The organism is Streptomyces sp. NPDC006339, from assembly GCF_040612775.1.
Lineage (GTDB): Bacteria > Actinomycetota > Actinomycetes > Streptomycetales > Streptomycetaceae > Streptomyces.
The window spans coordinates 24862-37265 of the sequence record NZ_JBEXQW010000049.1 but is presented as its reverse complement, the minus strand read 5'-3'; the positions used below and the strand labels follow the sequence as shown (position 1 = coordinate 37265).

Sequence of the window (12404 nt, the reverse complement as noted above, 5' to 3'; positions counted from 1 at the left end):
TAGTTGCCCCATTGGGCCGCTGATGTGGTACGGAGCAGTGGGGGACCGCGCGACGTGGCGCAGTCCACAGCGCACCGTGGCGGATCCGCCTGCCACGATGGCCCGAGGCCGCGACAATGCATGGGTGTCCGCGTGTCTCGTGCCGCGCGGCGCGCACGCTCGTTCTTGTTGACGGGCAAGGTCTGAAGGAGCACAACCGATGGGCGAGGGGTACGCAGCATGACGGACACCGGCCAGATCCCGGGCGAGGGGCTGCCGGAGAACGCAGGCATGGTCGAGCAGCCGGGCATCCCCGCTCCGGGCGCGTACACCTTCCTGGACCCCTCCGAGAACGCAGCCGAGGACGACGACCTGCTCCTGATGCCGGGCGCGCAGGGCGCCTGGAGCGAGCCCCAGCCGGGCGTCCAGCCCGCGCCGCCGGTCGCGGTGCCCGCTCCCGTGGACCCGCTGACCGCCCCCATCGAGCAGGTGACCGCCACCCCGCCGCAGGGCGTGCCGGTCCCGCAGCACGGCACGCCCGCGCACGGCGTCCCCGCGGAGGCCCCGCAGGAGCCGGCGCTCGACCACGGCTACGAGCCGGGTGTCCTCGACACCGGCGCCCACGAGGCCGCGGGCCGCGATTCGGGCTCGGTGGACCTGGGCGCGGTGCGCACGCCGGACCCGGCCGGCGCGCCGACCCCGCCGCCCGCCCGCCGCCCCCTGCACATGGGCCCGCCGGTGCCGGACGCCGGCGCCGGTGTGGTGCGTTCGCTCGCCGACCGCGGCCCCGCCGCCCCGACGGCCGCCACGGCGCCCGCCCCGATGCCCGTACGCACCCCGGGCCCGCCCACCGAGGGCCCGCAGTATCTGGACGTGCCCCCGCAGGGCCAGCAGACGGCGCCGCAGGGCGCGATGCCGTGGCCCGCGCAGCCCCAGGAGCCCGTCGCAGAAACGGTCGTCCCGCCGGTCGCCCAGTTCGTCCCGGTCGAGGGCTCCGTCCCGACGGCCCCGCACCTCGCCCCGACCCCGCAGCCCGAGCCGGAGCCCGCCCCCGCTCCGGCCCCGGAGCCCGTCGCCGAGGTCCCCGCCCCGCGCGAGCCCGAGCCGGAGCCCGTCGTGGAGGCCGCCCCTGTGGCGGAGGAGGCCCCGGCCCCCGTCGAGGAGCCCCAGCCGGAGGCGGTCCCGGCCCCCGCCGAGCAGGTCGCCGCCGCCCCGGCGGCCGAGGTGCCGGCGGAAGAGGTCCCGGTGGCCGAGGTGGCGCCCGCCCCGGAGCCGATGCCCGAGGCCCCCGCCGCCCAGGCCCTCCCGGTCGAGGAGCCGCCCACCGAGGCACAGCCCGCCGAGGCCCTCCCGGCCGAGGAGCCCGCGCCCGAGCCGGAGCCGACGGAGACGCCCCTCCCCGAGGCACACCCGACCGAGGCGGCCCCCGTCGAGGCCCTCCCGGCCGAGGAGCCCGCAGCCGAGGCGGAGCCGACGGAGACCCCTCTCCCCGTGGCGCCGCTGCCCGACGCGCAGCCGACCGAGGCGGCCCTCACCGAGGCGCAGCCGACCGAGGTGGCCCCCACCGAGGTATTGGCGGCCGAGGCACCGGCGGCCGAAGCGGCCCTCACCGAGAGCATGCCGACGGACAGCGAGCCCTCCGAGACCGCGCCGCCCACCACCGCGCCGTCGGAGATCGAGTCGCCGGAAGCCGCCCCGTCCGAGACGGCCCCGTCCGAGACGGAGTCGCCGGAGACCGCCCCGTCCGAGACGGAGTCGCCGGAAGCCGCCCCGTCCGAGACGGCGTCACCGGAGGCCGCCCCGTCCGAGACGGCGTCACCGGAGACCGTCCCCTCCCCGACGACGTCGCCGGACGACGTGCAGGGCGACCGTGCCCCGGGCTACGGCGAGGCCGAGCGCGAGGCCGTGCTCCGCGTGATGCGCGAGCGCCGCGACATCCGCAACGGCTTCCGCTCCGACCCGATCCCGCACGAGGTGCTCCTGCGCGTCCTGGAGGCCGCCCACACGGCCCCCTCCGTGGGCCACTCGCAGCCGTGGGACTTCGTCGTCATCCGCTCCGCCGAGACCCGCCGGACGATGCACGAGCTCGCCATGCGCCAGCGCGAGGCGTACGCCAAGTCGCTCCCCAAGGGCCGGGCGAAGCAGTTCAAGGAACTGAAGATCGAGGCCATCCTCGACACCCCGGTCAACATCGTCGTGACCGCCGACCCGACCCGGGGCGGCCGCCACACCCTCGGCCGCTACACGCAGCCGCAGATGGCCCCGTACTCCTCGGCGCTCGCCGTCGAGAACCTGTGGCTCGCCGCCCGCGCCGAGGGCCTGGGCGTCGGCTGGGTCAGTTTCTTCGACGAGCGCGAGATGGTCCGCGCCCTCGGCCTTCCCGAGCACCTCGAAGTGGTCGCGTACCTCTGCGTCGGCTACGTCGACGAGTTCCCGGAGGAGCCCGAGCTGATGCAGGCGGGCTGGTCCAAGCGCCGCCCGCTGTCGTGGGTCGTCCACGAGGAGACGTACGGCCGCCGCGCCCTGCCCGGCGAGGAGCCGCACGACCTGCTCCAGGAGACCGTCGCCAACATCCGCCCGCTGGACGCCAAGGCGCTCGGCGAGGCGTGGGAACGCCAGAAGCGCATGACCAAGCCCGCGGGCGCGCTGGGCATGCTGGAGATCATCTCCGCCCAGCTCTCGGGCCTCTCCCGGATGTGCCCGCCGCCGATTCCGGAGCCGGCCGCCGTGGCGATCTTCGCCGGCGACCACGGGGTGCACGCCCAGGGGGTCACCGCCTGGCCGCAGGAGGTGACCGGCCAGATGGTCGCGAACTTCCTCGGCGGGGGAGCGGTCTGCAACGCCTTCGCGAACCAGGTGGGCGCCGAGGTCTGCGTCATCGACGTCGGCGTCGCCGGCGACCTCCCGGCCACGCCCGGCCTGCTGCCGCGCAAGGTCCGCGCGGGCACGGCCGACTTCACGATCACGCAGGCCATGACCCGCGAGGAGGCGGTCGCGGCGATCGAGGTGGGCATCGAGACCGCCCGTGACCTCGTCGCCGCCGGCAACAAGGCGCTCCTCACCGGCGAGATGGGCATCGCGAACACCACCACGTCCGCCGCCCTCATCTCGGTGTACACGGGCGTGGACCCGACCGAGGTCACCGGCCGCGGCACGGGCATCAACGACGAGATGCACGCCCGCAAGGTGGACGTCGTCCGCCGCGCCCTCGACCTGCACAAGCCGGACCCGGCGGACCCGATCGGCGTCCTCGCCGCGCTCGGCGGCCTGGAGCACGCGGCGCTGGTCGGCCTGATCCTGGGCGCGGCCTCGCTCCGTACCCCGGTCATCCTCGACGGCGTCTCCACCGGCGCGGCCGCGCTCGTGGCCCGGGCCATCGCCCCCGAGTCGCTGGCGGCCTGCATCGCGGGCCACCGCAGCGCCGAGCCGGGCCATGTCGCGGCCCTCAACAAGCTGGGCCTGCGCCCGCTGGTGGACCTCGACCTCCGCCTCGGCGAGGGCACCGGAGCACTCCTCGCCCTCCCGGTGGTCCAGAGTGCCGCGCGGGCGATGCACGAGGTCGCCACGTTCGACTCCGCGGGCGTCACGGAGAAGTAGCAGCCGCACCCCCGCACGCCCCCGCCCCACCGACGGGAGTGGGGGACGTGCAGGGACCCGTGTTCGGGACGTAAAGCGTGATTTGTGGCGCGGAACAAGGGCGTTCCCGCCCTCCCGTGACCTCGGCCGCGCCGTAAATCATGCAGTCCCGAACACGGGTACCTGCACGTCCCCCACGCACCGACCAACGGCGCTCGGCCCACGGGGGACATCCGTCACAGCGAGAAAACCGCAGGTCACCGCTATCGTTTGGGGCACACCACCGCCCCTTCAGAGGAGCCGCCCGCACCATGGCCGAGCACGCCGACCACGCCGAGCACGCCGAGCACCCCGCCTACCCCGTCGGACTGCGCCTCGCCGGCCGCCGCGTCGTCGTGTTCGGCGGCGGGCAGGTCGCCCAGCGCCGGCTGCCGGCCCTGATCGCGGCCGGGGCGGAGATCACCCTGATCTCTCCCTCCGCCACCCCGTCCGTGGACGCGATGGCCGAGGCGGGCGAGATCACCTGGATCAGGCGCCGTTACGAGGAGGGTGACCTGGCCGACGCCTGGTACGCCCTCGTCGCCACCACCGACCCGGTGGCGAACGCCGCCATCTCCGCCGAGGCCGAGCGGACCAGGACCTGGTGCGTGCGCTCCGACGACGCCGAGGCGGCCACCGCCTGGACCCCGGCCACCGGCCACAGCGAGGGCGTGACCGTCGCCGTCCTCACGGGCCACGACCCGCGCCGTTCCGCCGCCGTCCGGGACGCCGTCGTCGAGGGCCTCCGCAACGGCTCGATCACGGCCCCGTCCCACCGCGCCCGCACCCCGTTCGTGGCCCTGGTCGGCGGCGGCCCGGGCGACCCGGACCTGATCACGGTCCGCGGCCGCCGCCTCCTCGCCGAGGCGGACGTGGTGATCGCCGACCGGCTGGGCCCGCGTGACCTCCTCTCGGAGCTTCCCCCGCACGTCGAGGTGATCGACGCGGCGAAGATCCCGTACGGCCGTTTCATGGCCCAGGAGGCCATCAACAACGCGCTGATCGAGCATGCCAAGCAGGGCAAGTCGGTGGTCCGCCTCAAGGGCGGCGATCCGTTCGTGTTCGGCCGGGGCATGGAGGAGGCCCAGGCGCTGGCGGCCGAGGGTATCGCCTGCACGGTGGTCCCGGGCATCTCCAGCTCGATCTCGGTGCCGGGTGCCGCCGGCATCCCAATCACGCACCGCGGAGTGGCGCACGAGTTCACCGTCGTCAGCGGTCACGTGGCGCCGGACGACCCGCGCTCCCTGGTGGACTGGGCGTCCCTCGCGAAGCTCACGGGCACCCTGGTCATCCTCATGGGCGTCGACAAGATCGGAAAGATCGCGGAGGCGCTGGTCGCGCACGGCAAGTCGCCGGACACCCCGCTGGCCCTGGTCCAGGAGGGCACCACGGCCACCCAGCGCCGCGTGGACGCGACGCTGGCCACGGTCGCCGAGACGGTGAAGGCCGAGGACGTCCGCCCGCCGGCGGTGATCGTCATCGGCGACGTGGTGAACGAGGCCCCCGACAAGCTGGTCCGGCAGCCGGCCGAATAGCCGCGCCCCGACCCCGCCCCACCCCCACCCTCACCCCACCCCCACCCCCATCCCTCAACGCCCAACCCCCACCCCCCTCGCCCCATCATTGGCACCACCCCCCGGACAAGGCAGTATCACCCCGTGGCCGAACTCATCACGATCGACGACCCCGACGACCCGCGTCTGCGCGACTACACCGGTCTGACCGATGTCGAGCTGCGCCGCAGACGCGAGCCGGCCGAGGGCCTGTTCATCGCCGAGGGCGAGAAGGTGATCCGCCGCGCGAGGCAGGCCGGGTACGAGATGCGGTCGATGCTGCTCTCGGCCAAGTGGGTCGATGCGATGCGGGACGTGATCGACGAGGTCCCGGCCCCGGTGTACGCGGTGCAGCCGGACCTCGCGGAGCGCGTCACGGGCTATCACGTGCATCGCGGCGCCCTGGCGTCGATGCAGCGCAAGCCGCTGCCGGACGCCACGGAGCTGCTCGGTTCGGCCCGCCGGGTCGCGGTGATGGAGTCGGTGAACGACCACACCAACATCGGCGCGATCTTCCGCAGCGCGGCCGCTCTCGGCATGGACGCCGTGCTGCTCTCCCCGGACTGCGCCGATCCGCTCTACCGCCGGTCGGTGAAGGTGTCGATGGGTGCGGTCTTCTCGGTCCCGTACGCCCGTCTGGAGACGTGGCCGCGCGGTCTGGAGGCCGTACGGGAGGCGGGCTTCAAGGTCCTCGCGCTGACTCCGGCGGAGCGGGCCACCTCCATCGACGAGGCCGCTCCGCACCGGCTCGACCGGGTCGCGCTGATGCTGGGCGCGGAGGGCGAGGGCCTGTCGACGCAGGCGTTGCGGGCGGCGGACGAGTGGGTGCGCATTCCGATGGCGCACGGGGTGGATTCGCTGAACGTGGGTGCGGCGGCGGCGGTGGCGTTCTACGCGGTCACGAGCGGCCGCCCGCAGCCGTAGCACCGGCCCGGCCCGGGACAGCCCGGGACGGCCCGGGCCGGAGGGCCGGCGTCGACCGGCCCCGCCGTCACCCCTGGATCGCCTGCGCCGCGGCGATGCCGAGGGCGACGACGAGCGTCACCACGACGAAGACGAACAGCCGCTGACGCAGCAGCCGAGGGTTGGCGGGCCGGAGCCCCGTGGACGTGGTCCGCGCTCCCGGCCGGGTGCCGGGCCGGGACTTGGGAGCACGGGAGCCCCCGCCCGTACGGGACGCGGACGGCCGGGCACCCGGGGGGCGCCCGTGCCCACCGGTGGGCCGGTCACCGGCACCGCCCTCGCCCGCACCCCGCTCACCGGGCCGCCCGCCGGACCGCTCCGTGGAGCGTTCGGTGTACCGCTCGGTGGGCCGGAGGGTGTTCCGGTCCTCGACGCGTTCCCGCTGGCCGGGGGTCCGGGTGGCGGCGGGGAGGCCCTGGGCCTCGCGTGCGGCGATCTCCTTGAGCCGCATGGAGAGCTGGAGGGTGCTGGGCCGTTCTTCGGGGTCCTTGGCGAGGCAGGCGCGTACGAGGGGGGCGAGTGCGTCGGGTACGCCGTGGAGCTGGGGCTCTTCGTGGACGACGCGGTAGAGCATGACCTCGGAGCTGCCGTGGCCGAAGGGGGAGTCGCCCATGGCCGCGTATGCCAGGGTGGCGCCGAGCGAGAAGACGTCGGTGGCGGGGGTGACGGCCGCGCCCCGTACTTGTTCGGGGGCGAGGAAGCCGGGGGAGCCCACGGCGGTGCCGACGTGGGTGAGGGTGCTGGCGCCGGTGGCCCAGGCGATCCCGAAGTCGATGATCCGGGGTCCCTTGGGGGACAGCAGGATGTTGGAGGGCTTGAGGTCGCGGTGGACGACTCCGGCCTCGTGGACGGCGACCAGCCCTTCCGAGAGCGCCGCTCCGATGGCGGCGACGTCGGCGGCCCGGAGCGGGCCTTCTTCGGCGACGCGATCGTGCAGGGAGGGGCCGGGCACGTACTGGGTGGCGAACCAGGGGCGCTCGGCTTCCAGGTCGGCGGCGACGAGCCGGGCGGTGCAGCCGCCGCGGATCCGCCGGGCGGCGGAGACCTCGCGGGCGAACCGGGAGCGGAATTCCTGGTCCTCGGCGAGGTCGGGCCGGATGACTTTGAGCGCCACGCGCTGTCCGCGCCGGTCGGAGCCCAGGTACACGACTCCCATGCCGCCGGCTCCCAGCCTGCGGTGGAGCCGGAACGACCCGACGATCCGCGGGTCCTCGCGCCGGAGCCGCATCATCGCCATGTCCGTCCCCTCGTCCGTTCGACGTGGCACAGCTTACGTACCGCCGCCCCGGCGTGCTCACAGGCCGCGCCCTCGTGGCCGCTTCGATTGTCAGTGCTGAGGGACGCACTTGAGGCCCGGTCAGCCCGAGCGGTCGCCAACGCCCCTTCGTATCAAAGCGGTTGGGTGTCGGTCGGGTCGACACCCCGGGGGCGGGCGGCAAACGTGAGGGACGTCACGCGCCTGCCGCGGACCCTTCGGGGAAGACCCTTATTCCGGGGGAGCGGTCTCCACCCAGGGGAGTACGCCGGGGGGTGGGGCGTCATCCTCCGGGAGGCCCGGAAGTCGGTACGCGGGCATGACGCCGGGGCGGCCGTCGCTGCCTAGATTTGTTGTCGAGCGGCGGGTGCAGCACTCGTCCCCCGAGGTCACCGCACCCGCCGCCTCCACACACGACAGGAGAGGAACCATGGCGTACTCGGCCCCGCGGATGAACCCGCGTCCTTCCGGCCGTCGTCACCCGCTGGTGGCGACCGCCATGGTCCTCCCTCTCGCGACCCTGCTCGTGGTCGCCTTCGGCGGCTGGGACGCGGTGGTCACACAGGCGTCGTCCGTGGGCGTGATGCTGGGGCGCTGAGCGGCGCCCCGGACCCGGGAGAGCGGCCCGGGTCGGGGACATCCGGCCATCAGCCCCGTGGGGACGGGGGTGCGGCGGACGGCAGCGTGCGGCCGGTTAGCTGGGGAGCTGACCGGCCCTCGCGCTTTTCCGGGCCTTTGGACCGTCGGACCTTCAGACCTTCAGCCCTTTCGGACCCTCCGGGCCCTCCGGATCGTGGCAAGCCCTCTCGTCGGTGCCTCTCCGCCCGCGCGGACGCGTTTGGAGGCGCCCGCGTAGGCTCCCGGCGTGGACGACACCGCCCTCCAGAAGCTGCATGCCCTCGCTCGTGCCGCCGCGCATCCGACCGGGTCGGGCCCGGTCGGGACCGACGGGATGTGCGCGTGCGCCTGTCCGGTCGGTCTGCTGGCGGACCGGGACGACGGCACGGTCGTACGGCACGGGGGGCTGGTCCTGAAGGCGCATGCGCCGGACGGTGACGCGGCGGAGTTGCGGGTGCGGGTCGCGCTCGCCGGTCTGCCGGCCCTGGAGGGGATCCTGCTGCCGCCCGTGCCGGGGCCGGGGCCGGAGGTGTTGCCGGACGGGCGCCCGCTGACGGCCTGGCCGTTCGGCGCGCCGGTCGACCCGGAGGACCCGGACGCGGCTCCGTGGGAGGAGGCGGGTCGGCTGCTGGCGCTGCTGCACCGGACTCCGGCGCCGCCCGGTCTGCCGGCGATGAGGGCGCCGGTGAAGGTGGCGCTGGCCGTGGAGCGGATGCGCCGCTCCGCTGTGGACCATCCGGCCGCGGTGACGGTGCTGCGCGCGTGGGCGACGCTGCCGGCGGGGGACGCGTGGCCGGGTCGTCCGGCGCTGTGTCACGGTGACTTCCATCTGGGCCAGCTCGTGAGGCCGGGCGGTGGCGGCGGCTGGCGTCTGATCGACGTGGACGACATGGGGGTCGGTGATCCGGCCTGGGATCTGGCCCGCCCGGCGGCGTGGTTCGCGGCCGGCCTGCTGCCGCCGGAGGTCTGGTCGCGCTTCCTGGGCGCGTACGAGACGGCCGGCGGCCCCGCGACGACGGGCCCCACAGCCGCCGGCCCGGACCAGGTCGCCGGCCCGCACCCGGTCGCCGGCCCGGACCCGGTCGGCCGGGCGGCGGCCGGCCTGGCGGGCGCCGACGACCCGGCAGGCCCCTGGGCGCGGCTCGACGTGCCGGCCCGTGCCCTGACGGTGCAGACCGCCGCGCTCGCCGTGGCCAAGTCGACGGTGGAGGGCCGGCCGCTGGACGAGGTGGAGGACGTGATGATCGACACGTGCGCCCGAATCGCTTCGCTCCGAACCGAGTTGGCCGGGCCTGCGTCCCCTTAGGGTGAGAGTCCCATTCGAAGGCAGGGAGTTGATTCCAGCATGCAGTGTCCCAAGTGCCACGCGCCCATGCACACGTACAACCGCAATGGTGTCCAGATCGAGCAGTGCAGCGGCTGCCGCGGCATATTCCTGGACTACGGCGAGCTGGAGGCCCTGACCCGTCTGGAGGCGCAGTGGGCCCAGCCGGCTCCGCCGGCCCCGCCCGCGCCGCAGGCGTACCCGGCGCAGCCGGCCGCTCCGGCCTGGGGTGCGCCGCACCACGGCGGCCACCACGGCCACCGCCCCCGCGGTTTCGGCCGGATGCTCTTCTCCTCCTGAGCGTCTCCGGGGTCTCCCCGGTGTCACGACGAAGCCCCCGGCCGCGAGGAGCGGCCGGGGGCTTCGTAGGTGGTGCGCGATACTGGGATTGAACCAGTGACCTCTTCCGTGTCAGGGAAGCGCTCTCCCGCTGAGCTAATCGCGCGGGCACACCCGAGGGTGCGGGTACTGCGTGCGCGATACTGGGATTGAACCAGTGACCTCTTCCGTGTCAGGGAAGCGCTCTCCCGCTGAGCTAATCGCGCGGGGGATCCGAGGATCCGGGACCCGAGGGTCCAGTGGACGATACTGGGATTGAACCAGTGACCTCTTCCGTGTCAGGGAAGCGCTCTCCCGCTGAGCTAATCGTCCTTGGAGGTGGAGACGGGATTTGAACCCGTGTAGACGGCTTTGCAGGCCGTTGCCTCGCCTCTCGGCCACTCCACCCGGAGTGATTACGGGGGTTCGGGAAGATCCCCCACATCGAGCGGACGACGAGATTCGAACTCGCGACCCTCACCTTGGCAAGGTGATGCTCTACCAACTGAGCCACGTCCGCTTGTCGTTTCCGTTTCGCTTGCGCGTCCCGGCGACGTGTTGAACTCTAGCGGATTCCCGGGCCAGTACAAAAACGCGTTTCCGCAGCGTGCTGACCTGCGCCCCCTCCAGGGGGCCGGGAGCGTTCGTACGGCGTTCACTCCGCGTGTTCCCCGGGTGGCACCCAGCGGCTCTCCCGGCCCCCGCCCGCTCCGCCGTTCCGGCACCCGCCCGCTTCCCCGCTCCGGCCCCCGCCCCGTCCGGCCCGGCGCCCCTAGACTCGCAAGCGTGCACACCCTTGCTCCTCTGGCCCGCTTCGGCGGCCTCCTCGCCACCGACCTCCGGGACGTCACCCATGATCCCGAGGCGCTGGACTCCGCCGGCTTCTGGGCCGTCTGCGCGGACTTCGAGGGCCGTCTGACCTGCGCACGCTTCGGCGACGTACGGCCCGACCCGGTTCCCGCGCCCGTCCCGGGCGCCTGGCGCGGCCCGGCGGCCGGTGACTGGACGTCCTCCCTCGACCGCGCCGCGTACACCGCGGGCGTGCGGCGCGTGCGCGAGCACATCGCGCGCGGGGAGGTCTACCAGGCGAACCTCTGCCGCGTGCTGTCCGCGCCGCTGCCCGACCCGGCCCGGGCCGACGTCGACGCGCTCACCGCGCTCCTCGCCCGCGGCAACCCCGCCCCGTACGCCGGAACGATCCGCCTGCCCGCGCACGGCGTGGAGATCGCCACCGCCTCGCCCGAGCTCTATCTGCGGCGCGCGGACCGCACCGTCGAGTCCGGCCCGATCAAGGGCACCGGCCGGACCGCCGAGGACCTCCTGGAGAAGGACCACGCCGAGAACGTGATGATCGTGGACCTCGTGCGCAACGACCTGGGCCGGGTCTGTGCCACCGGGTCCGTCACCGTGCCCGAGCTCTGCGCGGTCGAACCGCACCCGGGGCTCGTCCACCTGGTCTCCACCGTCCGCGGCGAGCTCCGCGACGGCGCCGGCTGGGCCGATCTGCTCGCCGCGACCTTCCCGCCCGGCTCGGTGACCGGCGCGCCCAAGTCCAGCGCCCTGCGGATCATCGACGCCCTGGAGACGGCCCCGCGCGGCCCCTACTGCGGCGGGATCGGCTGGGTCGATGCCGACCGGCGCACCGCCGAGCTGGCCGTCGGCATACGGACCTTCTGGATCGACCGTGCCGAGGGCGTGCTGCGCTTCGGCACCGGCGCGGGGATCACCTGGGGTTCCGATCCCGAGCGGGAGTGGGCGGAGACCGAACTGAAGGCCGCCCGCCTGGTCGCGATAGCGTCGGGCCGGTACGAGGCGAGCGGCGCGTACGAGGCGAGTGGAAAGGCCATATCTCGATGAAACTCTGGGTCAACGGCGGACTGCACGACGCCGGGACCGCGCTGGTCTCCGTCCTCGACCACGGTCTGACCGTGGGCGACGGTGTCTTCGAGACGGTCAAGGCCGAGCGTGGTGAAACGTTTGCTCTCACGCTCCACCTGGAGCGGCTCACCCGCTCCGCCCGCGGTCTCGGGCTGCCGGACCCGGATCTCGACGAGGTCCGCCGCGCCTGCGCCGCCGTGCTGGAGGCCAACCCGATGGAGCTCGGCCGGCTCCGCATCACGTACACCGGCGGGCTGTCGCCGCTCGGCTCCGAGCGCGGCGACGCGGGCCCCAGCCTGGTCGTGGCCCTCGGCGAGACGAGCCGGCGCCCCGACTCCACGGCCGTGATCACCGTCCCGTGGACCCGCAACGAGCGCGGCGCCCTCACGGGCCTGAAGACCACCTCGTACGCGGAGAACGTCGTCGCCCTCGCCCGGGCACGCGAGCGGGGCGCATCCGAGGCCCTGTTCGGCAACACGGTCGGACAGCTCTGCGAGGGCACCGGTTCCAACGTCTTCGTGGTGCTCGACGGCCGGATCCTGACCCCGCCCGTCTCCTCCGGCTGCCTGGCGGGCATCACCCGCGCCCTCGCGGTGCAGTGGACCGGCGCGGAGGAGACCGACCTTCCGCTGGAGGTCCTGGAGAGCGCCGACGAGATCTTCCTGACCTCGACCCTGCGCGACGTGCAGGCGGTGCACCGCGTCGACGGCCGGGAGCTCGCCGGCGCGCCGGGCCCGGTCACGGCCAAGGCCATGCGGATCTTCGACGAGCGGGCGGCCCGGGACCGGGACCCCCGGCTCGCCTGACCGTCCAGCGCCCCCTCACCGCCCCGACCACCCACCGCCCCTGGTGGCGTCCCGCCCGGTCCTCGCCCGGTCCTCGTCCGGTCCCCGTCCGCGCG

The 12404-nt window shown here is 74.4% G+C and carries 9 protein-coding genes and 5 tRNA genes; 8 read left to right on the top strand and 6 right to left on the bottom strand.

The annotated features are described in order from the left end of the window. The first annotated feature begins 219 nt into the window (after nucleotides 1–219). The 3 genes from cobT (at nucleotide 220) to ABZ135_RS31070 (ending at nucleotide 6071) form a co-directional block, all read left to right on the top strand. Nucleotides 220–3576 (top strand): nicotinate-nucleotide--dimethylbenzimidazole phosphoribosyltransferase, encoded by a 3357-nt coding sequence (gene cobT, locus ABZ135_RS31080; RefSeq protein WP_356700385.1) that lies wholly within the window; start codon nucleotides 220–222, stop codon nucleotides 3574–3576. Nucleotides 3577–3866: 290 nt separating this feature from the next. Next, a complete protein-coding gene (cobA, locus tag ABZ135_RS31075) occupies nucleotides 3867–5129 on the top strand; it encodes a uroporphyrinogen-III C-methyltransferase (RefSeq protein WP_356700383.1) in 1263 nt (420 codons plus the stop codon). 123 nt (nucleotides 5130–5252) lie between these two features. Continuing rightward, nucleotides 5253–6071, top strand: a complete 819-nt coding sequence (locus ABZ135_RS31070) for an RNA methyltransferase (protein ID WP_356700381.1) — start codon at nucleotides 5253–5255, stop codon at nucleotides 6069–6071. Nucleotides 6072–6138: 67 nt separating this feature from the next. Here ABZ135_RS31070 and ABZ135_RS31065 read toward each other — a convergent pair whose 3' ends face one another. Further along, nucleotides 6139–7347: a serine/threonine-protein kinase gene (locus ABZ135_RS31065; protein WP_356700379.1), complete on the bottom strand. Its 1209-nt coding sequence runs from the start codon at nucleotides 7345–7347 to the stop codon at nucleotides 6139–6141. 448 nt (nucleotides 7348–7795) lie between these two features. Between ABZ135_RS31065 and ABZ135_RS31060 the strand changes: the two genes are divergently transcribed. From ABZ135_RS31060 to ABZ135_RS31050, 3 genes are all read left to right on the top strand, one after another. Then, nucleotides 7796–7963: a hypothetical protein gene (locus ABZ135_RS31060; protein ID WP_356700377.1), complete on the top strand. Its 168-nt coding sequence runs from the start codon at nucleotides 7796–7798 to the stop codon at nucleotides 7961–7963. Between the two features lie 267 nt (nucleotides 7964–8230). Further along, complete coding sequence (locus tag ABZ135_RS31055) at nucleotides 8231–9289, top strand: aminoglycoside phosphotransferase family protein (protein ID WP_356700375.1); 1059 nt, start codon at nucleotides 8231–8233, stop codon at nucleotides 9287–9289. Between the two features lie 39 nt (nucleotides 9290–9328). Next, nucleotides 9329–9607: a zf-TFIIB domain-containing protein gene (locus ABZ135_RS31050; RefSeq protein ID WP_356700373.1), complete on the top strand. Its 279-nt coding sequence runs from the start codon at nucleotides 9329–9331 to the stop codon at nucleotides 9605–9607. A 70-nt stretch (nucleotides 9608–9677) separates the two neighbouring features. Here the strand turns inward: ABZ135_RS31050 and ABZ135_RS31045 are convergent. The 5 genes from ABZ135_RS31045 to ABZ135_RS31025 all read right to left on the bottom strand — a co-directional run bounded on the left by ABZ135_RS31045 (nucleotide 9678) and on the right by ABZ135_RS31025 (nucleotide 10145). Continuing rightward, nucleotides 9678–9752: transfer RNA gene (locus tag ABZ135_RS31045), tRNA-Val, on the bottom strand. Between the two features lie 28 nt (nucleotides 9753–9780). Beyond that, nucleotides 9781–9852: transfer RNA gene (locus ABZ135_RS31040), tRNA-Val, on the bottom strand. Nucleotides 9853–9886: 34 nt separating this feature from the next. Next, nucleotides 9887–9958: transfer RNA gene (locus ABZ135_RS31035), tRNA-Val, on the bottom strand. A gap of 1 nt (nucleotide 9959) precedes the next feature. Continuing rightward, a tRNA-Cys gene (locus tag ABZ135_RS31030) sits at nucleotides 9960–10033 on the bottom strand. 39 nt (nucleotides 10034–10072) lie between these two features. Then, nucleotides 10073–10145: transfer RNA gene (locus ABZ135_RS31025), tRNA-Gly, on the bottom strand. A 266-nt stretch (nucleotides 10146–10411) separates the two neighbouring features. Here ABZ135_RS31025 and ABZ135_RS31020 point away from each other — a divergent pair. After that, on the top strand, nucleotides 10412–11482 hold the full coding sequence (locus ABZ135_RS31020) for a chorismate-binding protein (RefSeq protein WP_356700371.1): 1071 nt from the start codon (nucleotides 10412–10414) through the stop codon (nucleotides 11480–11482). Next, nucleotides 11479–12309: an aminodeoxychorismate lyase gene (locus ABZ135_RS31015; protein ID WP_356700369.1), complete on the top strand. Its 831-nt coding sequence runs from the start codon at nucleotides 11479–11481 to the stop codon at nucleotides 12307–12309. The genes ABZ135_RS31020 and ABZ135_RS31015 overlap by 4 nt, the downstream gene beginning before the upstream one ends. Nucleotides 12310–12404: the final 95 nt, after the last annotated feature.